Below are 23266 nucleotides of genomic sequence, written 5' to 3'. Positions count from 1 at the left end.
TTACTAGGCGCCTGCCTGGCGATTCATCCCACCATCTTGTAGCAGAGGCTGAGAATGTGCATCGCTATCCCATAGGCAGCGGCTGAGGCAGTGATGCTTAGCGCCGCGATTGCCCAATGTTGCCGGCGATCGGTTGGACTGGCGAAATGCAGATAGCAGAAGCCAAAGAGCCCGATCAACGCAATCACCGCGTCGATCATCAGCACAATCCCCGTGAAGAGGCCAACTGGCCCGACAAAGAAATCATCTTTCGTTGGCCTTGCTATCAGGTAATAGAGTGACAGGCCAACCAACGAACTGGGAAGCGCGACCGCAGGCCATAGTAGTGCCCGGCGTGGGATCGTCACCTTAATCCCTCGGCGACGATACGTGCTGCCAGTCGATTCAGCCTTTCTGTCAGATCGCGAGTCGCGTGAGCGTAGTAAAAGTGTCCTTCGCCCCCGTTCCCCATCATTTGTTTACCTAGTATGGGAGCAGCGGCGATCAAATCTACTTGCGATATCCCTGCATAGATTGGGTCGCCATACTCCTTAAGGTCGATAGCAATGACCTTTCGGATGCATCGATTGGCCCGCAGATTGGACAAGAAGGAAGCATCGATTGGACTTCCGATCAGTACAAGGTGGTCCACGATGTGCTTGCGTCTAGCGTAAAAGTACGCGGTCTGAGCGGCCAGCAGCGATCCATAGGAGTAACCGATGAGATTGAACTGTGCTGCTTCACTGGTCATGCCGGAAGCAATAACCCACTCTTCGTCATCTTCGTAGCGAATGGTAAGTCCCGCGCGCAGCGCATCGATAAACATTCCGGCATCACCCAGAAGTGTCTTGGTCGCGGTGTTTGTCTGTCCGAGATTGAAGGCGGAAATTCCGGCGCGTTGAAATGCCGTCGCGGTGAGGGAAATATAGCTACCGTCCAGACCCGCGCCGCCCCGATACACAGTGCCGCGCGGTCTCGCGACATATGCTTTCAAGGGCGCCCGGTCTTCCAGCGGGGTCAACCGTACTTGCAACGTTCTGATTGGCAGCATCAGGCATCCTCCCCGAATATCTCGAGGGTGATAGTGGCGTCGTAGTCGCATGACACCCGTTCAGTCATGCCCTGGTCGTCGGTCCGCCCCTCGAACGTTCCGTCCGCACCCGTCAATCGATACCGTATCCGCGCTAGCGGCAAGCCTGTTCCTTCGTTGAGAATTTGGATCTGCTGGTCGAATCGAGGGCTTGAAGCCGGAAGTATGTTTTGAGCCGGCGAGATCCTGTCTACAGCATCGTTGCCGCCCCCCATGTCCTCATACCAAGCTTCGCCCGCGAGCTTGGCGACGATCGGCGGCGGACTGGGGCAATGGCATAGGACGACATCGCCATCGAGGGCAGCTTCGCCCATGAACTTCAAGCGCCGAGGCCCGCCTGTCTTTGCAATCGTGCCGATGCTGTTGCATGCCTCGCAGTACGCTTGACCTCCGATCAGCGCAACTTGATGCCGGGCGTCCCCGAACGTAAATGGTCTTGAGGCATAAGGAAGGATCCTCCCGCCATCTCGGAGCGTGTCGCCTACGGCGGCAAACCTGCGCATCATGGCTGACCTCCGTCGGGTCGGACCGATCGCGTTTCACGTGACATTTCGCTTCTCCCTGCTTGGTGACTTGCAAGCTCACCATTGGCGCAGAGATTCAGCAGGAATCAAATCAGACCATTCCTAACGATCCACCAACGATCACGGAAGTGCTCGCCGAGATCCGCATGCCTAGCGAACCCCAGCCCCCTTCAAACTCCGCCACTTCCTCGATCAGGTAGCGCTGATCTTTCTCGTCGCTTTCCGCCACGTTCCGGAAGAACGCCACTTGCGTCGCGTGGTCGGCATAGAACTGCGTCACCGCCGACAGAGAGAAGGAGGAGCAATCGAATCGCGCGCTGGACATCACGGCGGCACGATGGACGACGTCGTGAAGCTCGTGCAGTACTTCCGCCGCCTGCCCGACTACGCACCATACAACCGCGTGCGCGGCCTGCTCTATCCGGGCGAGCCGCCGGTCAGCACGGTAGTGGAGGCGTCGCGCTTCTCGCCGGGGGACGAGGTGCTGGTCGAGGTGGAAGCAACGATGTACTTGCCGCGGCACTGAGCGGCAGGGGCTTGGCTAGCCGAGCGGTAGCCGCAGGATAAGAGGGAGACAGGCCAACGAACGAGCCTGCCGCTGGTGCTACGCGCCGATGAGGACATAGAAGCTCATGTAGAAAAGTACCGTCCCGACGATCAATGCAATGACCGATGAAGAAAACTGGACGAACTTGAACGCACGAGTGTGGCAATACCCGACGATTCCCCACGCAAGTGGTGGCCCGAAGAGAAACAGGCCTGCGGCCAAGTAGCCCCACCAAGTGACGGGGCAGCGCTCGAAGTCCCAACATCCGTGCCATCGCGCGATCAATGGCCAGGAAACTCGGCTTGCCAGCCGACTTGCAAATAGCGCGGATGGCCACGCCACAAAGACCCCAGCCACTGCATATCCTACGGACCATACGGCGTTTCTTACTCGATCTCCCATAGCAAGATGCCGCATGCCTCGCAGTACGCTTGACCTCCGATCAACGCGACTTGATGCCGGGCGTTGCCGAAGGTGAATGGCCTTGAGGCATAAGGAAGGATCCTTCCGCCATCTCGGAGCGTGTCGCCTACGGCGGCAAACCCGCGCATCATGGGTGACCTCCGTCGGGTCGGACCGATCGCGTTTCACGTGACATTTCGCTTCTCCTTGCTTGGTGACTTGCAAGCTCACCATTGGCGCAGAGATTCAGCAAGAATCAATCAGACCATTCCTAACCGATCTACCAACGATCACGGAAGTGCTCGCCGACATCCGCATGCCTAGCGAACCCCAGCCCCCTTCAACAGGAATTCGGTCACTTCCTCGATCAGGTAGCGCTGATCCTTCTCGTCGCTCTCCGCCACGTTCCGGAAGAACGCCACCTGGGTTGCGTGGTCGGCATAGAACTGCGTCACCGCCCAGAGGTGGAAGAGGAACAGCATCGGATCGACCGGGTCCATCAGCCCCTGGTTGATCCAGTTCCGGATCACCGCCGCGGCCTGGTCCGTGCGCTGCTTGCTCGTGCCCATCAGGGCCTTGAGCACGGGCGCGCCGCGCATCATCTCGGCGGTGAAGATCCGCGAGCGCAGCGGGTGCTCGAACGAGAAGACCATCTTGCGGCGGATCAGGTCGCTGAGCACCTTGCGCGGGCCGAAGGCTTCGTCGCTGAAGCCGAAGACGCCGATCCAGTCGTTGACGATGTCCTGCAGCACCTGGCGATACAGCGCTTCCTTGCTCTCGATGTAGTAGTGCAGCTGGGGCTTCGACAGGCCCGCCTTGTCGGCGATGGCCTGGGTCGATGCGCCGGCGAGGCCCTCGCTCGCGAACACTTCGATCGCGGCCTGGTAGATCACGGCCAGCACCTGCGTGTACTTGCGTGCGCGGCCGCGGGTCGCGGGTGCGTCTGGGCCTTCCTCGAGGGCGGTCGTGCTCGGTGTGGTCGTCATCGAATGTGCATGGTGCCAGAGCAAATGCCGGTGCGGCTCACAACGCGATCACCAGCTCGTCGCCTTTGGCGCGCGAACAACACAGCGCGACCTTGTGCGCCCGTTCGCTGCGCGTGAGGCAGAAATCCCGGTGCTCGGCACCTTCGCCCTCGCAGCCCACCACGCAGGTGCCGCACAGGCCCTGTTCGCACGACACCGGAATGTCGATGCCGAAGGCGTGCAGCGCATCGACGGCGGTCTGGTCGCCCGCCACCGGCACGGTGATGCCGCGCTCCGCCAACCGGAGGACGAAGGGCTTGCCCGTGCCGCCCGCCGCGTCCGCCGGCGCAGCGAAGTACTCGGCATGCACCACGTCCTCGGGCCAGTGCGCGGCTGCGTTCCGCACCGCCTGCATGAAGCCGCCAGGGCCGCACACGTACAGGTGGGTGCCGGGCCGGCGCACGGCGAGCAGTTGGCGCAGGTTGATCTTGCGCGAAGCGTCGCCATCGTCGAAGTGCACGCGCACGTGCGGCGCGAGCAGCGGCTCGCGCAGGGCGTCCGCAAAGGCCAGGTGCTCTTCGCTGCGCACGAACAGGCAGAGTTCGAAGTCGGCGCCCTCGCGCGCCAGCGCCTGCGCCATCGCGAGCAGCGGCGTCATGCCGATACCGCCGGCCAGCAGCACATGGCGCTTCGCCTCCGCATGGATCGGAAAGGTGTTGCGCGGCGCGCTGATGGGCAGCAGGTCGCCCTCGCGAACGCGGGCATGCATCGAGGCCGAGCCGCCGCGGCTCGCGGCCTCGCGCTTCACGCCGATCAGGTAGGTCGACGCATCGCCGCCGTCGGCGCGCGCCAGCGAGTACTGGCGCGAGAAGCCGCCGGGCATGTGCACGTCGATGTGCGCGCCGGCCTGGTAGCCCGGCAGGGGTCGCCCCGCCGGGTGCGCGAGTTCGAATGAAAGGATCTCCGGCGTCTGGCGCGCGATGCGCGCCACCCGCACGGTGAGGGTGCGTTCGACCATGTTCGTCCGCGCGCTACTTGGCGAGCCCCTTTTTGACGTCCAGGCCGGTGCCCTTGTTGACGAACTGGGTGGTGTACGCGTCGCGGTAGTTGAAGTCGGTCGGCTTGTAGAGGCCGGCCGCCACCGTCTTGTCGTAGAAGTCCTTCATGCGCTCGTCGCTGATCGCGCCGATGCCCTTGGACGGCGCGTCGCCCACGTCGATGTGCGCGCGCAGGATCGGGATCGACTTCTCGATGTAGTCGTCGCTGATGTCCGGGTTGATCTTCTGGATCAGCGCATCGGCCGCCTTGCGGTCGCCGTACAGGTAGTTGTAGTAGCCGATGTTGGTGGCCTCGACGAAACGGCGCACCACGTCCGGCTTGGTCTTCACCAGATCCTGGCGCGTCTCGATCACCATGCCGTAAGTCGACCAGCCCGCGTCGGCCAGCGACAGCACCACGGGCTTGAAACCGGCCTGCTTCTCGACCGCGAGCGGCTCGGATGTCGCGTAGGCCTGCTGCACCGACTGCTTGTCGGCGAGGAACTGCGAGAGGCTGTAGTTGTAGGGGCGCACCTGCTCGTCGCGCATGCCGTAGGCCTTCTTCATCCACTGCCAGTAGCTGATCTGGCCGTCCTTGGCGAGCAGCACCGTCTTGGCCTTGGCGAGATCGGCGAACTTGTCGAAGCCCTGGCCCGGGTGGGCGATGATGGCCTGCGGGTCCTTCTGGAAGTAGGCGGCGACGACCACGGTCGGCACCTTCTGCTTGATGTTGTCGAAGGCCATCAGCATGTTGCCGGTCATCAGGAAGTCGATCTTGCCGGCCGGCAGCATCGGGCGGTTGTTGACCTGCGGTCCGCCTTGCTGGATGTCGACGTCGAGCCCGAACTTCTTGTAGGTGCCGTCGGCCAGCGCCTGGTAGAAGCCGCCGTGGCCGGGCTGGGCGCGCCAGTTGGTGGCGAGCACGACCTTGTCCTGCGCGATGGCCGCGAAGGCGGTGCCCGCGAGCAGCGTGGCGAGGAGGGTGCGGGCGAGGAAGGGGACTTGTCGCATCGTGGTTCCTTGGGTGGTGTCTCTGTGGGGGTGGGGATCAGGCGTCACGGGCCATGTCGGCATGCCAGCCGCGCGTCTTGCCGGGGTTCATCAGGCCCATCGGATCGCTGCGCTTCTTGAAATCGATCTGCTGCGTGTCGATGGTCTTCATGCCGCCGTCCTCGATGGTCACGACGTGCGGGTTGAAGATCTGGCAGCCGCCTTGCGACTCGATCTCGCGCATCACCTCGTACTGGTGCGCCTCGCCCTTCCAGCGGACGAGCAGGATCGAGAAGGTGCCGTACTCGCCGTCGGCGCGTGCGAACTCGTGGTGCTGCAGCACGTCGTCGCCGAAGATCGCGATGTGGCGGTCGACCACCGCGGGATCGAAGGGCTGCGCATAGGCGACCTGCAGGTAGGTCCACGTGCGGTCGACCTTCAGCGCCTGCAGCGTCGTGTGGTTGTAGGCGCACTCGTAGGCGGGCGGCAGGCCGGCGGCATGCAGCTCGGCTTCCGTGCCTTCGAGCGAGAGCGTGCCGCCGTGCGCGGTGACCAGCGCGCGGAACGCGGCCATCGAGCCCGGCGCCACCATGGCGAACATCGCGTGCCGGTCTGGAGGAAAGTGCTCGCCCAAGGTGGCGTAGTAGGGCGAGAAGCGCGCATCGACGGCCGAGAGCAGGAACAGCTCCAGCTCGGGCGTGCTCGCCGCGACGCCGAAGTCCATCACGCGCCGGTAGCTGTCGAAGAGCGCGATGCAGTGCACCCATTCGACCGCCGGGCTGAGCGCCACCTCGACTTCGGTGATGACGCCGTTGGTGCCATAGGCGTGATGCACCTGCTGGATCTCGTCGCCCTGCAGTTCGATGATGCGCGGTTCGCGCTCCACCGTCATCACGCGGGCGCGCAGCAGGTTGCCCGGATCGCGCAGGATGCCGTGGCGGATCGAGCCGATGCCGCCGAAGCCGCCCGCGATGAAGCCGCCGATCGAGGCCACGTGCCAGGTCGAGGGCCACATGCGCAGCGCCTGCCCGGTCTCGGCCACGGCGAGTTCGATGTCGTGCATGCGCGCGCCGGCCTGCACGCGCACGCGGCCGTCGCCGATCTCCAGCACGCGGCTCATCTGGGTCACGTCGAGCACCAGCCCGCCTTCGAGCGGCACGCACTGGCCGTAGTTGCCGGTGCCGCCTGCGCGCACGGTGAGCGGCAGCTTCCACTTCGCGGCCACGGCTGCCGCCTGGCGCACGTCGTCCTCGGTCGAGACCTTGACGACGAGGTCGGCCACGCAGCCGGCGAGCTGTTCGGTCAGGATCGGGCTGTACCAGTAGAAGTCCTTGGAGAGCTGCTTGCGCTGGCCCGGCGATGCGATCACGTTCAGGCCGTGCAGGTCGCGGGCTACCGCGTCCCAGTCGATCGTCTCGGCGACAGGGCGGTCGCGCTCCATCAGTGCCGAGTTCATCGCTCTCTCCTCATTTCGCTTTCGTGCCAGTGGCCGAGGACCATGCGAGAGAGCGCAGCAAACACGATGAAGATCACGATCCCGAGCAAGGACACCAGCAGCAGCGCCGCGAACATCATCGGGATCTCGGTGCGGAAGCTCGATTCGAGGATGCGCGATGCCAACCCCGTCTCCCGCCCCGCCGTGCCGGCCGTGAACTCGGCGACCACCGCGCCGATCAGGCTCAGCCCGCCGGCGATCTTCAGCCCCGCCATGAAGAAGGGCAGCGCGCTCGGCACCAGCAGGTAGCGGAACATCTGCCAGGGCGAGGCCTTGTAGAGATGGAACAGGTCGCGCAGGTTGCTGTCGGCGCTCTTGAGGCCGATGACCGTGTTCGACAGGATCGGGAAGAAGGCCACGATCCACGCGCACAGCAGCAAGGCCGCCGTCGTGCTCGACACGTAGATCAGGATCAGCGGCGCGATCGCGATGATCGGCGTGACCTGCAGGATCACCGCGATCGGGAACAGGCCGATCTCCACCCACTTGAACAGCGCGAAGGCGATCGCGAGCAGCACGCCGCCGACAATCGCCGCCGCCAGCGCCAGCAAGGTGAGCTTGACGGTGAACCACAGCGCGCTCGACAGCGTGTCCCAGTTGTCGATCAGCGTGGTGAAGATCAGCGAGGGCGCCGGGATGATGTAGTGCGGCACGTTGTTCACCCGCACCAGCACTTCCCACAGCAGGAGCAGGCCCGCCACGATGGCAGTGGGCACCGCGATGCGCAGCGGCGATTCGCGCCGCCGCAGACGGTCGTCGCGCGCCTGCAGCTCGGCGGCCGAGGGCGCGTCCTGCAGTTCGGCCAGCGCCGGGGTGTCAGTGATCGATGTCGATGCCATGGAGGGCTCCGTGCAGGGACTGCGACACCGCCGTGCAGTGCGCGTTGTAGCGGGTGGAGGTGCGGAAGGCTTCGCCGCGCGGGTAGGGCTCGTCGATGCGGATCTCGTCGACCACGCGGCCCGGACGCGGCGCCATCACGACGATGCGGTTGGACAGGTAGACCGATTCGTAGACGCTGTGCGTGACGAAGATGATCGAGAACCGATGCTCGCGCCAGATGGCGAGCAGGTCGTTGTTGAGCTTGATGCGCGTCATCTCGTCGAGCGCGGCGAAAGGCTCGTCCATCAGCAGCAGGCGCGGGCGCGTGACCAGGGCGCGCGCGATCGACACGCGCATCTTCATGCCGCCCGACAGCTCGCGCGGGTACACGTCGGCGAAGCGCGAGAGGCCGACCATCTCCAGCGCCTGCGCCACCACCGGCGCGGCGGCATCGCGGCCCATGCCGGCCAGCTTGAGCGGCAGCCAGACGTTGTCGAACACCTTCGCCCAGGGCATGAGCGTCGGTTCCTGGAACACGAAGCCCAGGTCGCGGTCGCTGGTCGATGCGCCGGTGTTGGTGCGCGACCATGCGACTTCGCCCGAGCTGATGCGCGTGAGGCCGGCGATCAGCCTGAGGGCCGTGCTCTTGCCGCAGCCCGACGGGCCGAGGAAGCTGATGAAGTCGTGCTCGCCGCAGTCGAGCGTCATGCCCTGCAGCGCGAGCGTGCCGTTGGCGAAGCGCTTGCTGACGTGGCGCAGGCTGACCAGCGGCGGGGTGGATGGCGTGGGGCTTTCCATGGTCGCTCCGGTGGGGCCGGCCTTCATTGCCAGGCGGGCACGTTGGCGAGGCGTTCGAGCGGGAAGCGATCGACTTCCTGCAACAGCTCGACGAAGCGCCGTCCGACGTGATCGAGCACCGCCTCGCCCTTGGCGGCGGTGGCGCGCGTGGCATCGCCGGCAGCGCCCGCGGGGTTGATGTCGTGCATCTGCCAGCCGAGCTTGCCGCTGGGCGTGATCGACAGGAACTTGTTTTCTTTCGCCAGGTCTTCCGTCATCGAGTGGAAGTTGCGGAAGTTCTCGGGCCGCACGTGGTCGGGGGTGAGGTGCAGCATCACGGAGCTTTCGAGATCGCCCGCGTGCACGCCGTGCTTGCCTTCGTGCGCGGTGAAGAGGCCTTCGGGCAGGCCCAGCGTGTACCAGTTGGCCGCGACGACCATCATGTCGTGCGCCTCGCGCAGGTCGCGGGCGACGATGTCCATCACCGACATCTGGCCGCCGTGGCTGTTGTAGAGCACCAGCTTGCGCACGCCGGCCTTGGCGACGCAGGCGCCGATGTCCTTCCACAGCGCGATCAGCGTGGAGGCCGACACCGTGAGCGTCCCGGGGTAGCGCGAGTGCTCGTTGCTCTTGCCGTAGGCCACCGTGGGCAGGAAGAGCACGGGCAGGTCGTCCGGCAGGTACGGAATCGTCGCGCGCACCATGCCGTCGATGGTGGCCGTGTCGGTGGACATGGGCAGATGCGGGCCATGCTGTTCGGTGGCGCCCACCGGCAGCACGGCGATCAGCCGGGAGCGATCGAGGCGGGAAAACTCTTCGCTGGTCAGGTCGGACCAGTAGCGGCTGCGCGGGCGGGCGGAAGTCATGAAGCAACCTCGTTCTCGTGTGGGATGGCTAAATTATCCACTCGGTCAAAAAAGGAGAGCTATCGTTTACCCGAAATTTCACTTTGCAAGCTGCAACGAAGGGTAATGGCGTCCGTGGATGGGTTGGAACCGTCATGCAGACGTGATCGATCGGTCAATACAGAGGCGGTGCGGCTCATTTCCATGCCGCGGTCGGTCATTCGCCTTCCACGCGTTGCGCGTGCCGGATGCCGTCGTAATACTTGTGGCTTGCATCGAAGGGCAAGTCACCATGTCCATCCAGTTGAACCACACGATCGTCAAGGCCCGCGATCCGCAGGCATCGGCGGCACTCCTGGCCGAGTTGCTCGGGCGCGGCGCGCCGGTGCGCTTCGGGCCGTTTCATGGCGTGGAGATCGACAACGGCGTCACGCTCGATTTCATGCACGTCGATGGCAAGTTCGACTGGGCGCACTACGCCTTCCTCGTGAGCGAGAGCGAGTTCGACGACATCTTCGGGCGCATCCGCGCGCGGGGGATTCGCTTTTGGGCCGACCCCGGCCACCACCATCCCGGCGAGATCAACCATGGCGACGGCGGCCGGGGCGTCTACTGGGACGACCCCGACGGGCACGTCCTCGAAATCCTCACCCGGCCCTATGGCAGCGGTGGCAGCGGTGGCAGCGGTGGCAGTGGCGGCAGTGGCGGCTGATCCGGTGGCGCCGGCGCCGCTCCCGGCCGCGTGCGAAGTGCTGGTGGTCGGCGCCGGCCCCGCCGGCAGCGCCTGTGCCCAGATGCTGGCGAGGGCGGGCTTCGATGTGGTGCTCGCCGACCAGCAGTCCTTCCCGCGCGACAAGGTCTGCGGCGACGGGTTGATTCCGGACGCGCACCGGGCGCTCGAACGGCTCGGCGTGCTCGAGGAGGTGCTGGCGCGCGCACGCTCCGCGACGCACGTCGGCTGTGTCGGCCCAAGCGGCGGCCGGGTCGAGCTGCCCGCACACCTGGCGGTGCTGCCGCGCCGCGAGCTGGACGAGATCCTGCGACAGTCGGCGCTCGATGCGGGTGTGCGCTGGCTTGCGCCGGCCCGTTTCGACGCGCCGCTGCTCGACGCCGGGCAACGGGTGATCGGCGCACGGCTCGTGCTGCCCGACGGCGCCTCCCGGGCGCTGGGCGCGCGCTGGACCGTGCTCGCCACCGGTGCTGCATCGGTTCCACTGAACGCAGCCGGCATGTGCACGCGCCGCACGCCGAGCGGCATGGCGCTGCGGGGCTACATCCGGAACGACACGATGGTGGAGCGGGTGAAGGGCCTAGACGTGGTGTGGCACCGCGCATTGCGCCGCGGCTATGGCTGGATCTTTCCGTGCGCCGGCGGCGTGTTCAACATCGGCGTCGGCATCACGCACAGCCGTGTGGACGCACCCGACGTCAACCTGCGCGACCTGTTCACCACCTTCACCCGCCTGTACGCGCCGGCGCGCGAGCTGATGGCGGGCGGCGAGCCGCTCGGTCCGTTGAAGGGCGCGCCGCTGCGCTGTTCGCTCGACGGCGCGAACTGGTCGCGGTCCGGGATGCTGGTGGCGGGCGAGGCGGCGGGCAGCACCTATCTCTTCACCGGCGAGGGCATCGGCAAGGCGCTGGAGACCGGCATGCTCGCCGCGCAGGCGATCGCCGAAGGCCGCGACCAGCGGCTGGGCGACGCGCAGGTGCGCGATCGCTACGAGGCGGCGCTGCACGCGCTGAAGCCGCGCTTCGACGCCTACGAGCAGGCCAACCGCATCAACAACCACCCGTGGCTGGCCGACCTGCTGATCTGGCGGGCGCGCCGCAGCGAGAGCGTCAGGAATCGACTGAGCGGCGTGATCGAGGAAATCCACGCGCCCCACACCTTCGTGACGGCCCGAGGCGTGTTGCGACTGCTCCTGCCATCCGTTTGAAGCGCGTCGGTGGTTGCCGACTTGATAACAGACGCCCATGGGCATATAAGTCGTCCATGGTTCCTTGTCTCGTCGCAAGACGGAAAGGAGGGCGCCATGAGGAGACGCATTTACTGGCTCATGCCGGATCTGGCGAGCGCCAGGCAGGCGATGCACGATCTCGTGCAGGCGCAGGTCGACGTTGCGCGCATTCATTTCGCCGGGCCGGAAGGCATGGACCTGACCGGCCTCCACGCGGCCAACGTGTGGCAGACCTCGGACGTCGTGCACGCGGCAAAGACCGGGTGGGTGATCGGCAGCGCCTGCGGGATGGTCGCCGGCCTCGTGGCCGGCTTGCTTTTTCCGGTCATGGGCGACGAGCCTGAATGGGAAGTGGCCGTGTTGCTCGGCGTGCTCGGCGGCCTGGTCGGCGCCTGGTCCGCCAGCATGATCGGCATCTCCATTCCGAGCATCCGCCTGCGGCGCTTCGAAGGCGCCATGGCCGAAGGCCGGATTCTCCTGATGGTGGACCTGCCGCGATCGCGCGTGCAGGCCATCGAGTCCATGTTGCAGACCGCGCATCCTGAAGCCCGCTTCGAGGGCGAGGAGCAGCAGGTCCCGGCGTTCCGCTGAAACGCCGCCGAATCGCCGATGAGTCGCGGACCGCCGATGCACAGCCAGGGAACCGCACATGATCATGGCCATCGCCCTGCTGATCATCGTGGTCGCCTCGGTGGCGTTCCACTTTCTGAATCCGTGGTGGCTGACGCCACTGGCTTCCAACTGGCAGGAGATGGACCACACGCTGACCATCACGCTGGTCATCACGGGCATCTTCTTCGTCGCGATCAACCTCTTCGTCGTCTACACGCTGGTGCGCTTCCGCCACCGCGAAGGCAGCCGTGCGGCGCATGAGCCGGAGAACAAGAAGCTCGAGCGCTGGCTGATCGGCGGCACCTCAGTCGGCATCATCGCGCTCCTGGCGCCGGGGCTCGTGGTCTATGCCAACTACGTGAGGGAGCCGCGCGACTCGCTCGTGCTGGAGGTGTTGGGCCAGCAATGGCAGTGGCGTTACCGCTTTCCCGGCGCGGACGGCAAGCTGGGCGCAAGCGACGCGCGCTTCTACAGCCCCACCAATCCCTTTGCGCTCGATCCCGCCGACCCGGCCGGGCAGGACGACATCCTGATCGGCGGGGACGAGGTGCATCTGCCGCTCGGCAAGCCGGTGCTCGTGCTGGTGCGCTCCCACGACGTGCTGCATGACTTCTACGTGCCGCCCTTCCGTGCCCGCATGAACACGGTGCCGGGACAGGTCAGCCGCTTCTGGTTCACCCCGACCGTCGTTGGCCGCTACGAGGCGCTGTGCGCGCAGCTCTGCGGCGTGGGTCATCCGAACATGCGCGGCTTCGTGGTGGTGGAAGATCCGGCGCAGTTCCAGGCCTGGCAGGCGGCATTGCCGACCTTCGCCAGGACGCAGGTCAAGACGCTTCCGCCGCCTTCGGGCGAGGCGGCGGCCGGGGGGCCGGGCGGGCGCGTCGAGCAGGGGCGTGTGCTTTCGGAATCCAAGGGTTGCGTGGCGTGCCACACCATCGACGGCACTGCGCGCGTGGGGCCGACGTGGAAGGGCCTGCACGGCAAGACCGAAACGATGACGGACGGTTCGACCGCGCTGGTCGACGAAGCCTATCTGCGCAGCTTCATCCGCGATCCGCAGGCCCGCCATGTGAAGGGCTTCCCGCCCGTCATGCCGAAGATCGACCTGACCGACGAAGAGCTGGCCGCGCTGGTGGCCTACATCCAGTCCCTCGGCAGCCCGCCGGCGCAGGCTGCAACCGAACCGAAGGTGCAGCGATGACCCCTGATTCGACTGCGGGGCACACCCTGCCGCACGACGACGACACCGAACACCACGCGCCGAAAAGCTTCCTGACGCGCTACATCTGGAGCCAGGACCACAAGGTGATCGCCGTGCAATACGCCTGCACCGCCATCGCCGTGGGGGTGGTGGGGCTGGTGCTGTCGAACCTGATGCGGCTGCAGCTCGGCTACCCCGGCCACTTCGAGTTCATCAACCCGGAGCGCTACTACCAGTTCGTGACCATGCACGGAATGATCATGGTGATCTACCTGCTGACCGCGCTCTTCCTCGGCGGCTTCGGCAACTACGTGATCCCGCTGATGGTCGGCGCGCGGGACATGGTCTTCCCCTACCTCAACATGCTGAGCTTCTGGGTCTACCTGCTGTCGGTGGTGGTGCTGATGGCCAGCTTCTTCGTGACGGGCGGGCCCACCGGCGCGGGATGGACGCTGTACCCGCCGCAGTCGATCCTGCCCGGCACGCCGGGGCACGAAGGCGGCATCGTCCTGATGCTGGTGTCGCTCGTCATCTTCATCGTCGCGACCACCATGGGCGGGCTCAACTACGTGACCACCGTGCTCCAGGCGCGCTGCCAGGGCATGACGCTGATGCGCATGCCGCTGACCGTGTGGGGCATCTTCGTCGCGACCATCCTTGCGCTGCTGGGCTTTCCGGCACTGTTCGTCAGCGGCGTGATGCTGCTGCTCGACCGCACGCTGGGCACCAGCTTCTTCATGCCGGCGCTGGTGTCGTTGGGGCAGGTGACCAACTACAAGGGCGGCAGCCCGCTGCTGTTCCAGCACCTGTTCTGGTTCTTCGGCCATCCGGAGGTCTACATCGTGGCGCTGCCGGCCTTCGGCATCGTCTCCGACCTGATCAGCGTGCACGCGCGCAAGTGCATCTTCGGTTACCGGATGATGGTGTGGGCCATCGTCGCGATCGGTGGGCTCAGCGTGGTGGTGTGGGCGCACCACATGTTCGTGGCGGGCATGAATCCGTACTTCGGCTTCTTCTTCGCGACCACCACGCTCATCATCGCGGTGCCCACGGCGATCAAGGTCTACAACTGGCTGCTGACGCTGTGGCGCGGGGACATCCACCTGTCGGTGCCGATGCTGTTCGCGCTGGCCTTCGTCTGCACCTTCGCGATCGGCGGGCTGACCGGCCTCTTCCTCGGCAACGTGAGCGTGGACATCCCGCTCTCGGGCACCTACTTCGTGGTGGCGCACTTCCACATGGTGATGGGCGTGGCGCCGCTGCTGGTGGTGTTCGGCGGCATCTACCACTGGTTCCCGAAGGTCACGGGCCGCATGCTCGACGACCGCCTCGGCCACCTGCACTTCTGGATCACCTTCCTTGGCACCTACCTGATCTATTTCCCGATGCACTACCTCGGCGTGCTGGGCATGCCGAGGCGCTACTACAACTTCGACGGCTACAAGTTCATTCCGGAATCGGCGTTCACGCTGAACACCTTCATCACGGATGTGGCGCTGATCGTCGGCGCGGCGCAGTTCCTGTTCATCCTGAATCTGGCGTGGAGCGCCTGGCGAGGCCGGCCGGCCGGTGCCAATCCGTGGCGCGCCGCATCGCTCGAATGGCAGACGCCCGCGACGCCGCCGGCCCACGGCAACTGGGGGCCACGGCTGCCGGTGGTCTACCGGTGGGCCTATGCCTATGGCGTGCCGGGCGCGAAGGAGGACTTCATCCCGCAGAACGCGCCGCCCGAGGCCGGCGGCGTGGAGCCCGAGCCGCACGCGGGCAAGGATGAGGCCAGGGGAGCACTGGCATGAGCGCTTCGCTCGTCGTCAACGGCATCGACCGCAACGCCCGGCTGCGTGACGCGCATGCCAGTGCGGCGAGCATCGGGCTGTGGGTGTTCATGGGGGTGGCCACCACCTTGTTCTCGCTCTTCATCACGGCGTACGTGATGCGCATGAACAGCAGCGACGCAGTGACGCTCGCGCTGCCGTGGCAACTGTGGCTCAGCACGTCGCTGCTTGTGGCCGGCAGCGTGGCCTTGCAACTGGCGCTCAGGGCCGCGCGCGGCGCCGACGTGATCCGCACCCGCCGCCTGCTGCGTGCGGGCGGACTCTGCGCGGCGGCGTTCCTCTGTGCGCAACTGTGGGCCTGGCAAGCCATGTGGAGCGCGCAGGTCATGCCGGCAGGCAACCCGGCGGGCAGCTTCTTCTACCTGCTGACCGCGATGCACGGGCTGCACATGGCCGGTGGCCTGGCTGGCTGGGCGTGGACGATGCGTGCCGCCCGGCGCGAACCCGCCGAGGCCGCATGGCGCATCGCGCTGTGTGCGCGCTACTGGCATTTCATGTTCGCGGTGTGGGCCGTGCTGTTCGCCACGCTGGGGTGGGTCACGCCAGAGGTGGCGCGCTTCATCTGCGGCACCGCTTGAGGAGGCATCCATGGACACGGCAACCGTCGCGGCACCTCCCCTGAATCCGGCCATCGCCACGGACGGCTGGCGCGGGCTGATCGCCGACTGGTCCTCCGACCGCCAAGCCTTCCACGTCTCGTGGGGCAAGGCGATGATGTGGATCTTCCTGCTGAGCGACACCTTCATCTTCAGCTGCTTCCTCACCGGCTACATGACGGTGCGCGTGTCGACGACGGCCACGTGGCCCAATCCGAGCGAGGTGTTCGCGCTGCATGTGGGCGGCACCGACGTGCCCCTGCTGCTGATCGCGATCATGACGTTCGTGCTCATCAGCAGCAGCGGCACGATGGCGATGGCCGTCAACTTCGCCTACCGGCGCGACAAGGTGAACGCCGCCACGCTCATGCTCGTGACCGCCACCTTCGGCGAACTCTTCGTCGGCATGCAGGCCTTCGAGTGGTCCAAGCTGATCATGGAAGAGGGCGTGCGGCCCTGGGGCAACCCGATGGGCGCGGCACAGTTCGGCTCGACCTTCTTCATGATCACCGGCTTCCACGGCCTGCACGTGACCGGCGGCGTGATCCTGCTGTTCATCGTGGCCTTCAAGCTGATCCGCGGCGACTACGACCGGACCGGCAATTACCAGATCGTCGAGATCGCGGGCTTGTACTGGCACTTCGTGGATCTCGTGTGGGTGTTCATCTTTGCGTTTTTCTATCTCTGGTGAGGACGATCATGACCCCAGGCACAGGCCAGCAACATCCGATCAGCCTCTACCTCAAGATCTGGGGGCTGCTGTTCGTGCTCAGCGCGATGTCGTACATGGTCGACTACCTGCACTTCCAGGGCTACCTGCGCTGGGGGCTGATCATCACCTTCATGCTGATGAAGGCCGGGCTGATCGTGGCGATCTTCATGCACATGGCGTGGGAGAGGCTGTCGCTGGTGTATGCGATCCTGCTGCCGCCGCTGTGCCTATTGGTGCTGGTGGGGCTGATGTTTGCGGAGGCGGGCCATACGTTCCTGACGCGGCTCCTGTTTTTCCACTAGAGAGCCTTATCGGTGGACGATGTATCGCGTCACCACCGGCAGCGTTTCCCCCTGATGAAACGTCAGCCGCCGCTCCCGCAACGCCATGTCCGCCGCCGTCGCCCGGTGAAAGCGCCGCAGATGCTCGGTCCATGACTCGTCGACGATCTCCTCGACGTACCGGCTCGGGTCGGTGATGTCATGCAGCAGCTCCCAGCCGATCGCGCCCTGGCTCAGCCGCGCGCGGCGCGTCTGGTGCATCACGATCAGGAAGGCGGCCGCGCGGGCGGGGTCGATCAGGTATTCGACCGTGATCACGACCCGGCCTTCTTCGCCGGGCGCGCTTTTCGGCGGGCCGGCGGCCCAGCCCTGCTGGGCGGGGCTGGTGTCGTCCTCTTCGCCGGTGCCGTCGGTCACGAAGCGCAGCGCGGCGAGCATGCACAGCGTGCCGGTCACCGCGGCGATGCCGAGGCTGATGTAGAGCGAGGTGAGTTCCGCCACCTGCCCCCAGAGCGCGGCACCGAAAGCACTCGCGCCCATGATCGCCATCTGGTACATCGACATGCCGCGCGCCCGCACCCAGTCGGGCAACGCCAGCTGCGCCGACACCGACAGCGAATTGGCGACGGTGATCCAGGCCATGCCGCCGAGGAACATCGCGGGCACGGCCACCCAGGCATTGGGCGCCACGGCCATCACCGCGGTCGCGCCGGACTGCAGCATGGTGCCGCGCAGCACCAGCTGGTCGCGCACCATCGCCTGGCGCAGGCGCGGCAGGAACAGCACGGCCACGATGGCGCCCGAGCCCATGGCCGCGAGGAGCAGCGTGAAGGTGCCGGCCCCGCCGCCGCGCAGGTTGCGCGCCAGCAGCGGCAGCAACGCCAGCAGCGCCGTCGAATGCAGGAAGAAGAGCGCCACGCGCGTCAGCACCGCACGCATGCGCTGTGACTGGCGCACGAACTGCACGCCGACGCGCATGGCGCTGATCAGCTTTTCGCGGCCCAGCGGATTGGGCGTGTGCTCGCGCCGCCAGCGCAGCACGACGAAGCCCGAGGCCACGCACATCACGGCGTTGAGCCCGAACACCCACACCGTCCCCGCGCTCGCGATCAGCGTGCCGGCCAGCAGCGGGCCGATGATGCGCGAGGCGTTCATGGCGATGCCGTTGAGCCCGAGCGCCGCGGGCAGGTGCGTGCGCGGCACCAGTTCGGGGACGATGGCCGAGAACACCGGCCAGCGCATCGCCAGGCCGATGCCGTTGGCGAAGGTCAGGGCCAGCAGCAGCGGCGCGTTCATCACGTCCATCACGACCGCGACGCACAGCACGATGGCGGTGCCCGCCAGCCAGAACTGGGTGGCAACCAGCCAGCGCCGCCGGTCCAGGATGTCGGCCAGCGCGCCGCTGGGCAGGCCCAGCAGGAACACCGGCAGCGTGGAGGCCGACTGCACCAGCGCGACCCAGATCGGCGAGGTGGTCAGCGAGGTCATCATCCAGGCCGCCGCCACGTCGTTCATCCACATGCAGACGTTGGCGATCAGCCAGGTGCTCCACAGCATGCGGAACACGGGCAGCTTCAGCGGTTCGAGGGGGCCGACGCGGGTAGGTTGCACGCGTGGCGCGGTGGGAGTTTCCTGGGGCGAGATCGGTGGCATCGAGGCTTATTGTCGGCGCGTCGTCTGGGGCGCCAGGTGACCGAGCGGCAAGGCGTGGCTCGCCTTGACTTCGCCGAGCGAGAAGCTGGTGTGCAGGTCCTTCACGTTCGGCAGGTTGAGCAGGTGCTGGAGCGCAAAGCGCGAGAAGCTGTCGAGGTCCTGCGCCACCACCTGCAACTCGAAGGTGCCGGTGCCGCTGATGTAGTGGCAGGCAACGACTTCCGGCAGCTTGCGGATCGCATCCTCCAGCCTGCGCGTGACGTCGCCGGTGACGCGTTCGGCGTCGACCCGCACGAAGGCGAGCACGCCGAGCCCGATTTTGTGGCGGTCGATCTCCGCGTGATAGCCCTTGATGAAGCCGGCCTCCTCCAGCGCGCGGACGCGGCGCCAGCACGGTGCGGCCGACAGGCCCACGCGCTGCGCAAGCTCGGCGTTCGTGAGGCGCCCGTCGGCCTGCAGTTCTTGCAGGATGGCGAGGTCAAACTTGTCAATGCTTTCCATGGGCGTGGATATTAAGCAAGATTCTTTCAAAACGGGGGGTTCGACAGGCAAAGAACGCAAACACCTGTCGAGACAGCAGGCATACACTTTGCGTCATGATGGCCGAGGGGCATCCGACCCGGATGCCCTGCAAGCCACGCCCACAAGGCACAGCCCACCTGGAGACAGACACGATGAATGCCCCCCTGCCCGAGCACATTCGCAAGGCCCTGGAAACGGTCACGCTCGACGACAAATACTCACTCGACTACGGCCGCGCCTTCATGAGCGGCGTGCAAGCGCTGGTCAAGCTGCCGATGCTGCAGCGCCTGCGCGACCAGCAGCAGGGCAGGAACACGGCGGGTTTCATCAGCGGCTACCGTGGCTCCCCGCTCGGCGGTTACGACCAGGCGCTCTGGAAGGCCAGCAAGTTCCTGAAAGAGCAGAACATCGTCTTCCAGCCGGGCGTGAACGAAGAACTGGCCGCCACCGCGCTCTGGGGCACCCAGCAACTCGGCTTCTCGCCGGCCGGCACCAACAAGTTCGACGGCGTCTTCGGCATCTGGTATGGCAAGGGCCCGGGCGTGGACCGCTGCTCCGACGTCTTCAAGCACGCCAACATGGCCGGCACCACCGTGTTCGGCGGCGTGATCGCGGTGGCCGGCGACGACCACATCTCCAAGAGCTCGACCGCAGCGCACCAGAGCGACCACATCTTCAAGGCCTGCGGCACGCCGGTGTTCTTCCCGGCCAATGTGCAGGAAATCCTCGACCTCGGCATCCACGCCTTCGCGATGAGCCGCTTCGCCGGCATCTGGTCGGGCATGAAGACGATCCAGGAGATCGTCGAATCCAGCGCCACCGCGATGATCGACCCCGAGCGCGTCGAGATCGTCATACCCACCGATTTCCAGATGCCGCCCGGCGGCCTGCACATCCGCTGGCCCGACCACGCGCTGGAGCAGGAAGCCCGGCTCATGCACTACAAGTGGTACGCCGCGCTCGCCTACATCCGCGCCAACCGGCTCAACCACAACGTGATCGAAGGGCCGAACGACCGCTTCGGCATCATGGCCAGCGGCAAGGCCTTCAACGACACGCGCCAGGCGCTGATCGACCTGGGCCTGGACGACGCGGCCTGCCGCCAGCTCGGCATCCGCCTGCACAAGGTGTCGGTGGTGTGGCCGCTCGAAGCGCAGCTCACGCGCGAATTCGCCACCGGCCTGCAGGAAATCCTGGTGGTCGAGGAAAAGCGCCAGGTCATCGAATACCAGCTCAAGGAAGAGCTCTACAACTGGCGCCCCGACGTGCGGCCCAACGTGGTCGGCAAGTTCGACGAGGGCGAGGTGCACCAGGCCGAGGGCTACTCCGGCGGCGAATGGTCGATGCCCAACCCGACCTCGCACACCCTGCTGCGCGCCAACGCGGACCTGAATCCGGCGCTGATCGCCAAGGCGATCGCGCAGCGCCTGAAGAAAACGGGCCTGCTGGCCGCCGCCGGCGCCGACATGGCCGCGCGCATCGATGCCCAGCTTGCCATCCTCGAAGCCAAGGAGCGCGCGATGGCCGCGCCGCAGGCCACCGGGGTTTCGGACGCGGGCCGCCAGCCCTGGTTCTGCTCGGGCTGCCCGCACAACACCAGCACCGTCGTGCCCGAAGGCTCGCGTGCGATGGGTGGGATCGGCTGCCACTTCATGGCGACCTGGATGGACCGCTCGACCATCGGCTTCACGCAGATGGGCGGCGAGGGCGTGCCGTGGGTGGGCCAGCAGCCCTTCACGACCGACCAGCACATCTTCGCCAACCTCGGCGACGGCACCTACTTCCACAGCGGCCTGCTGGCGATCCGCCAGAGCATCGCGGCCGGCGTGAACATCACCTACAAGATCCTCTACAACGACGCGGTCGCCATGACCGGCGGCCAGCAGGTCGGCGAGCGGCCCGAAGGCCACTCGGTGTTGCAGATCGCCGAGAGCCTGCACGCCGAAGGCGCGGTGAAAGTGGTCGTCGTCACCGACGAGCCCGAGAAATACGAGGGCGTGAACGTGCCCGGCGAGAACGTCAAGGTGCGCCATCGCGACGAGCTGGACGAGATCCAGCGCGAGTTCCGCGAGATCAAGGGCACCACGGCGATCATCTACGACCAGACCTGCGCAACCGAGAAGCGCCGCCGCCGCAAGCGGGGCACGGCCGTCGATCCGGCCAAGCGCGTGGTCATCAACGAACTGGTGTGCGAAGGCTGCGGCGACTGCAGCGTGCAGAGCAATTGCCTGTCGGTGGAGCCGCTCGAAACCGAGTTCGGCCGCAAGCGCACCATCAACCAGAGCACCTGCAACAAGGACATGAGCTGCCTCAAGGGCTTCTGCCCGAGCTTCGTGACCGTCGAAGGCAGCCAGCTCAAGAAGAAGTCGAAGAGCAAGGGCGCCACGCCAGCCGAGCTGGGCGCGCTCGACGAGCCGGCGCTGCCGTCGCTCGCGGGGGGCAATGTCTGGGGTGTCGTGGTCGCCGGTGTCGGCGGCACGGGCGTCATCACCATCGGCCAGCTGCTGGGCATGGCGGCGCACATCGAAGGCAAGGGCATCGTCACGCAGGACGCGGCGGGCCTGGCCCAGAAGGGCGGCGCGACCTGGAGCCACGTGCTGATCGGCGACACGCAGGACGACATCCGCACCACGCGCGTCGGCACGGCCGCGGCCGACCTGATCCTGGCCTGCGATCCGCTGGTGAGCGTCAATGCCGAGACGATGGCGCGCATGCGCGAAGGCCGCACGCACGTGGCGCTCAACAGCCACAGCAGCCCGACGGCGTCCTTCGTGCGCAACGCCAATTGGCAGAACCCGCAGGACGCTTGCGCCGCCGAGATCGCACGCGCGGTCGGCGCCGATGCCGTGGGCGCCTTCGACGCCGATGCGGCCGCGACCTCGCTCATGGGTGATTCGATCTACGTCAACCCCATGATCCTCGGCTACGCATGGCAGAAGGGTTGGCTGCCGCTCGAGCATGCGTCGCTCATGCGTGCGATCGAACTCAACGCGGTGGCGGTCGACAACAACAAGGCTGCCTTCGAGTGGGGCCGCCAGGCTGCCCAGCGGCCCGTCGAACTGCAAAAGCGCGTCCAGCCCGGCCAGATCATCGAGTTCAAGAAGCGCGACACGGTCGATGGCCTGGTGGCGCGCCGCGTCGAATTCCTGACCGGCTACCAGAACGCCGCCTACGCCGACCAGTACAAGGCCTTCGTCGCCAAGGTCCAGAAGGCGGAGTCGGCCTTGGGCAAGACCAGCCTGACCGAGGCCGTCGCCCGCTACCTGTTCAAGCTGATGGCTTACAAGGACGAATACGAGGTGGCCCGCCTGCACACCGACCGCAGCTTCCTCGACCGGGTCGAAGGCATGTTCGAGGGGCAGATGGGCAAGGACTTCAAGCTCAACTACCACCTCGCGCCGCCCATCATCGCCAAGAAGAACGCCAAGGGCGAACTGCAGAAGCAGAAGTTCGGCCCCGCGATGCTGACGGGCTTCAAGGTGCTCGCGAAGCTCAAGGGCCTGCGCGGCACGGCGCTGGACGTCTTCGGCCGCACCGAGGAACGCAAGACCGAGCGCGCCCTGATCGGCGAATACCGCGCGAGCATCGATGAAGTGCTGGCCGCCCTGAACGCCGGGAACCACGCCACCGCCCTGGAAATCGCCACCTTGCCCGAGCAGATCCGCGGCTACGGCCACGTCAAGGAGCGCAACCTCGCCGCGGCCCGTGTGCGCTGGGCCGAATTGATGGCCAAGTGGCGCAATCCCCAAACAGCCCGCGCTGCAGCCTAAGGCCCGGCCGGCGCAGCCAGGCCCGTCGATGAAACACCGCGGAACCGGCTCGGCCGGGCCGCCGGTGTTGCCCCCGGCAGGGGGTAGGCGAAGCGACACGAAGTGCGCGAAGCCTGGGGGGGAGCTAAGGGATCAGCGACCCGACGCGGAGTGCGGGAAACCCTCGGGCGTGACTATTCCTTACTAATACAATGCCCGATGCTGTGCGCGGCCAGGAATCGCGCTGCGCGGCGGCTTTGCACCGCTGCGGATCTGCGGGCCCTCTTGTCTTGTATGGGAGGCCGGCGTACTTATTTCTTTCCCTCTGCTGGAGACTCCCTTGTTCATTTCCTCTGCTTACGCCCAGACCGCGCCCGCTGCTGCCGGAGGTGGCGACATGATGTCCTCGCTCGGCAGCATGCTCCCGCTGGTGCTGATGTTCGTGGTCCTCTACTTCGTGATGATCCGCCCGCAGATGAAGCGTCAGAAGGAAGCCCGCGCCATGATCGAGGCGCTGGCCAAGGGCGACGAGGTGGCGACTGCCGGCGGCCTGCTCGGCAAGATCACCCAGATCGGCGAGCAGTACCTGACCGTCGAGATCGCCAAGGGCGTCGAAGTCCAGGTTCAGCGCAGCGCCGTCGTGCAAGTGCTTCCCAAGGGCGCCATTAAGTAATGCT

General features: G+C 66.2%; 23 protein-coding genes and 1 pseudogene. 11 read left to right on the top strand and 13 right to left on the bottom strand.

Annotated elements, in window-relative coordinates:
* Positions 1-23: 23 nt before the first annotated feature.
* The 4 genes from QTH90_RS11865 to QTH90_RS11850 all read right to left on the bottom strand — a co-directional run bounded on the left by QTH90_RS11865 (position 24) and on the right by QTH90_RS11850 (position 1918).
* Positions 24-347, bottom strand: coding sequence for a hypothetical protein (locus tag QTH90_RS11865; protein ID WP_286664748.1), 324 nt, complete (start codon positions 345-347; stop codon positions 24-26).
* A complete protein-coding gene (locus QTH90_RS11860; protein WP_286664747.1) occupies positions 344-1030 on the bottom strand; it encodes a hypothetical protein in 687 nt (228 codons plus the stop codon). The genes QTH90_RS11865 and QTH90_RS11860 overlap by 4 nt, the downstream gene beginning before the upstream one ends.
* Entirely contained in the window at positions 1030-1575 is a 546-nt protein-coding gene (locus tag QTH90_RS11855; RefSeq protein WP_286664746.1) for a PAAR domain-containing protein, read from the bottom strand. The genes QTH90_RS11860 and QTH90_RS11855 overlap by 1 nt, the downstream gene beginning before the upstream one ends.
* A gap of 109 nt (positions 1576-1684) precedes the next feature.
* On the bottom strand, positions 1685-1918 hold the full coding sequence (locus tag QTH90_RS11850; RefSeq protein WP_286665422.1) for a hypothetical protein: 234 nt from the start codon (positions 1916-1918) through the stop codon (positions 1685-1687).
* On the opposite strand from QTH90_RS11850, the pseudogene QTH90_RS11845 reads away from it, so the two are divergent.
* Positions 1910-2119, top strand: a pseudogene (locus tag QTH90_RS11845) (RidA family protein); the annotation flags it as partial. The gene QTH90_RS11850 and the pseudogene QTH90_RS11845 sit on opposite strands and share 9 nt — an antisense overlap.
* 743 nt (positions 2120-2862) lie before the next feature.
* On the opposite strand, the gene QTH90_RS11840 reads toward QTH90_RS11845, so the two are convergent.
* From QTH90_RS11840 to QTH90_RS11810, 7 genes are read right to left on the bottom strand one after another with little or no spacing between them, the layout of a single operon-like run.
* Positions 2863-3528 carry a TetR family transcriptional regulator C-terminal domain-containing protein gene (locus QTH90_RS11840; RefSeq protein WP_286664745.1) on the bottom strand — a complete coding sequence of 222 codons (666 nt, stop codon included), beginning with the start codon at positions 3526-3528 and terminating at the stop codon, positions 2863-2865.
* A gap of 37 nt (positions 3529-3565) precedes the next feature.
* Positions 3566-4525, bottom strand: a complete 960-nt coding sequence (locus tag QTH90_RS11835; protein ID WP_286664744.1) for a PDR/VanB family oxidoreductase — start codon at positions 4523-4525, stop codon at positions 3566-3568.
* Between the two features lie 13 nt (positions 4526-4538).
* Positions 4539-5555, bottom strand: a complete 1017-nt coding sequence (locus QTH90_RS11830) for an ABC transporter substrate-binding protein (protein WP_286664743.1) — start codon at positions 5553-5555, stop codon at positions 4539-4541.
* A gap of 37 nt (positions 5556-5592) precedes the next feature.
* The gene (locus QTH90_RS11825) at positions 5593-6990 is read right to left on the bottom strand and encodes an FAD-binding oxidoreductase (RefSeq protein ID WP_286664742.1); all 1398 of its coding nucleotides are present in this window, start codon (positions 6988-6990) and stop codon (positions 5593-5595) included.
* Positions 6987-7868, bottom strand: coding sequence for an ABC transporter permease (locus tag QTH90_RS11820; protein WP_286664741.1), 882 nt, complete (start codon positions 7866-7868; stop codon positions 6987-6989). The genes QTH90_RS11825 and QTH90_RS11820 overlap by 4 nt, the downstream gene beginning before the upstream one ends.
* On the bottom strand, positions 7846-8646 hold the full coding sequence (locus tag QTH90_RS11815) for an ABC transporter ATP-binding protein (protein ID WP_286664740.1): 801 nt from the start codon (positions 8644-8646) through the stop codon (positions 7846-7848). The genes QTH90_RS11820 and QTH90_RS11815 overlap by 23 nt, the downstream gene beginning before the upstream one ends.
* A gap of 23 nt (positions 8647-8669) precedes the next feature.
* The gene (locus tag QTH90_RS11810) at positions 8670-9491 is read right to left on the bottom strand and encodes a creatininase family protein (protein ID WP_286664739.1); all 822 of its coding nucleotides are present in this window, start codon (positions 9489-9491) and stop codon (positions 8670-8672) included.
* Positions 9492-9762: 271 nt separating this feature from the next.
* Between QTH90_RS11810 and QTH90_RS11805 the strand changes: the two genes are divergently transcribed.
* The 8 genes from QTH90_RS11805 (at position 9763) to QTH90_RS11770 (ending at position 16686) form a co-directional block, all read left to right on the top strand.
* Entirely contained in the window at positions 9763-10182 is a 420-nt protein-coding gene (locus QTH90_RS11805) for a VOC family protein (protein WP_286664738.1), read from the top strand.
* Positions 10130-11407 carry an NAD(P)/FAD-dependent oxidoreductase gene (locus QTH90_RS11800; protein WP_286664737.1) on the top strand — a complete coding sequence of 426 codons (1278 nt, stop codon included), beginning with the start codon at positions 10130-10132 and terminating at the stop codon, positions 11405-11407. Before QTH90_RS11805 ends, QTH90_RS11800 begins: the two co-directional genes overlap by 53 nt.
* A 96-nt stretch (positions 11408-11503) precedes the next feature.
* Positions 11504-12019 carry a DUF1269 domain-containing protein gene (locus QTH90_RS11795; protein ID WP_286664736.1) on the top strand — a complete coding sequence of 172 codons (516 nt, stop codon included), beginning with the start codon at positions 11504-11506 and terminating at the stop codon, positions 12017-12019.
* Positions 12020-12077: 58 nt separating this feature from the next.
* The gene (locus tag QTH90_RS11790) at positions 12078-13241 is read left to right on the top strand and encodes a cytochrome c oxidase subunit II (protein ID WP_286664735.1); all 1164 of its coding nucleotides are present in this window, start codon (positions 12078-12080) and stop codon (positions 13239-13241) included.
* A gap of 26 nt (positions 13242-13267) precedes the next feature.
* Positions 13268-15037: a cytochrome c oxidase subunit I gene (locus QTH90_RS11785; RefSeq protein ID WP_286665405.1), complete on the top strand. Its 1770-nt coding sequence runs from the start codon at positions 13268-13270 to the stop codon at positions 15035-15037.
* A complete protein-coding gene (locus tag QTH90_RS11780; RefSeq protein ID WP_286664734.1) occupies positions 15034-15654 on the top strand; it encodes a cytochrome c oxidase subunit 3 family protein in 621 nt (206 codons plus the stop codon). The genes QTH90_RS11785 and QTH90_RS11780 overlap by 4 nt, the downstream gene beginning before the upstream one ends.
* Positions 15655-15664: 10 nt before the next feature.
* Complete coding sequence (locus tag QTH90_RS11775; RefSeq protein WP_286664733.1) at positions 15665-16363, top strand: heme-copper oxidase subunit III family protein; 699 nt, start codon at positions 15665-15667, stop codon at positions 16361-16363.
* An 8-nt stretch (positions 16364-16371) separates the two neighbouring features.
* Positions 16372-16686: a cytochrome C oxidase subunit IV family protein gene (locus tag QTH90_RS11770; RefSeq protein WP_286568863.1), complete on the top strand. Its 315-nt coding sequence runs from the start codon at positions 16372-16374 to the stop codon at positions 16684-16686.
* 6 nt (positions 16687-16692) lie between these two features.
* Here the strand turns inward: QTH90_RS11770 and QTH90_RS11765 are convergent, their stop codons facing one another.
* Together QTH90_RS11765 and QTH90_RS11760 are read right to left on the bottom strand one after the other, a co-directional pair.
* Positions 16693-18318, bottom strand: coding sequence for an MFS transporter (locus QTH90_RS11765; protein ID WP_286664732.1), 1626 nt, complete (start codon positions 18316-18318; stop codon positions 16693-16695).
* 6 nt (positions 18319-18324) lie between these two features.
* A complete protein-coding gene (locus QTH90_RS11760; protein WP_286664731.1) occupies positions 18325-18819 on the bottom strand; it encodes an Lrp/AsnC family transcriptional regulator in 495 nt (164 codons plus the stop codon).
* A 173-nt stretch (positions 18820-18992) separates the two neighbouring features.
* Here QTH90_RS11760 and QTH90_RS11755 point away from each other — a divergent pair, with 173 nt between their 5' ends.
* Both QTH90_RS11755 and yajC read left to right on the top strand, forming a co-directional pair.
* Positions 18993-22610 carry an indolepyruvate ferredoxin oxidoreductase family protein gene (locus QTH90_RS11755; RefSeq protein ID WP_286664730.1) on the top strand — a complete coding sequence of 1206 codons (3618 nt, stop codon included), beginning with the start codon at positions 18993-18995 and terminating at the stop codon, positions 22608-22610.
* Positions 22611-22929: 319 nt separating this feature from the next.
* On the top strand, positions 22930-23262 hold the full coding sequence (gene yajC / locus QTH90_RS11750) for a preprotein translocase subunit YajC (protein ID WP_286664729.1): 333 nt from the start codon (positions 22930-22932) through the stop codon (positions 23260-23262).
* The last annotated feature ends 4 nt before the right edge of the window (positions 23263-23266 follow it).

It is taken from the genome of Variovorax flavidus (genome assembly GCF_030317145.1).
GTDB lineage: Bacteria > Pseudomonadota > Gammaproteobacteria > Burkholderiales > Burkholderiaceae_C > Variovorax > Variovorax flavidus.
This window is presented reverse-complemented; position numbering and strand designations above follow the sequence as displayed.

Excerpts from the sequence above, each read along its gene's own strand:
- QTH90_RS11830 (WP_286664743.1), bottom strand. The coding sequence starts at position 5,555 with ATGCGACAAGTCCCCTTCCTCGCCCGCACCCTCCTCGCCACGCTGCTC.
- QTH90_RS11835 (WP_286664744.1), bottom strand. The coding sequence starts at position 4,525 with ATGGTCGAACGCACCCTCACCGTGCGGGTGGCGCGCATCGCGCGCCAG.
- QTH90_RS11805 (WP_286664738.1), top strand. The coding sequence starts at position 9,763 with ATGTCCATCCAGTTGAACCACACGATCGTCAAGGCCCGCGATCCGCAG.
- QTH90_RS11775 (WP_286664733.1), top strand. The coding sequence starts at position 15,665 with ATGGACACGGCAACCGTCGCGGCACCTCCCCTGAATCCGGCCATCGCC.
- QTH90_RS11840 (WP_286664745.1), bottom strand. The coding sequence starts at position 3,528 with ATGACGACCACACCGAGCACGACCGCCCTCGAGGAAGGCCCAGACGCA.
- QTH90_RS11800 (WP_286664737.1), top strand. The coding sequence starts at position 10,130 with ATGGCAGCGGTGGCAGCGGTGGCAGCGGTGGCAGTGGCGGCAGTGGCG.
- QTH90_RS11780 (WP_286664734.1), top strand. The coding sequence starts at position 15,034 with ATGAGCGCTTCGCTCGTCGTCAACGGCATCGACCGCAACGCCCGGCTG.
- QTH90_RS11855 (WP_286664746.1), bottom strand. The coding sequence starts at position 1,575 with ATGATGCGCAGGTTTGCCGCCGTAGGCGACACGCTCCGAGATGGCGGG.
- QTH90_RS11820 (WP_286664741.1), bottom strand. The coding sequence starts at position 7,868 with ATGGCATCGACATCGATCACTGACACCCCGGCGCTGGCCGAACTGCAG.
- QTH90_RS11850 (WP_286665422.1), bottom strand. The coding sequence starts at position 1,918 with ATGTCCAGCGCGCGATTCGATTGCTCCTCCTTCTCTCTGTCGGCGGTG.
- QTH90_RS11860 (WP_286664747.1), bottom strand. The coding sequence starts at position 1,030 with ATGCTGCCAATCAGAACGTTGCAAGTACGGTTGACCCCGCTGGAAGAC.
- QTH90_RS11795 (WP_286664736.1), top strand. The coding sequence starts at position 11,504 with ATGAGGAGACGCATTTACTGGCTCATGCCGGATCTGGCGAGCGCCAGG.
- QTH90_RS11810 (WP_286664739.1), bottom strand. The coding sequence starts at position 9,491 with ATGACTTCCGCCCGCCCGCGCAGCCGCTACTGGTCCGACCTGACCAGC.
- QTH90_RS11815 (WP_286664740.1), bottom strand. The coding sequence starts at position 8,646 with ATGGAAAGCCCCACGCCATCCACCCCGCCGCTGGTCAGCCTGCGCCAC.
- QTH90_RS11770 (WP_286568863.1), top strand. The coding sequence starts at position 16,372 with ATGACCCCAGGCACAGGCCAGCAACATCCGATCAGCCTCTACCTCAAG.
- QTH90_RS11790 (WP_286664735.1), top strand. The coding sequence starts at position 12,078 with ATGATCATGGCCATCGCCCTGCTGATCATCGTGGTCGCCTCGGTGGCG.
- QTH90_RS11760 (WP_286664731.1), bottom strand. The coding sequence starts at position 18,819 with ATGGAAAGCATTGACAAGTTTGACCTCGCCATCCTGCAAGAACTGCAG.
- QTH90_RS11825 (WP_286664742.1), bottom strand. The coding sequence starts at position 6,990 with ATGAACTCGGCACTGATGGAGCGCGACCGCCCTGTCGCCGAGACGATC.
- QTH90_RS11765 (WP_286664732.1), bottom strand. The coding sequence starts at position 18,318 with ATGCCACCGATCTCGCCCCAGGAAACTCCCACCGCGCCACGCGTGCAA.
- QTH90_RS11755 (WP_286664730.1), top strand. The coding sequence starts at position 18,993 with ATGAATGCCCCCCTGCCCGAGCACATTCGCAAGGCCCTGGAAACGGTC.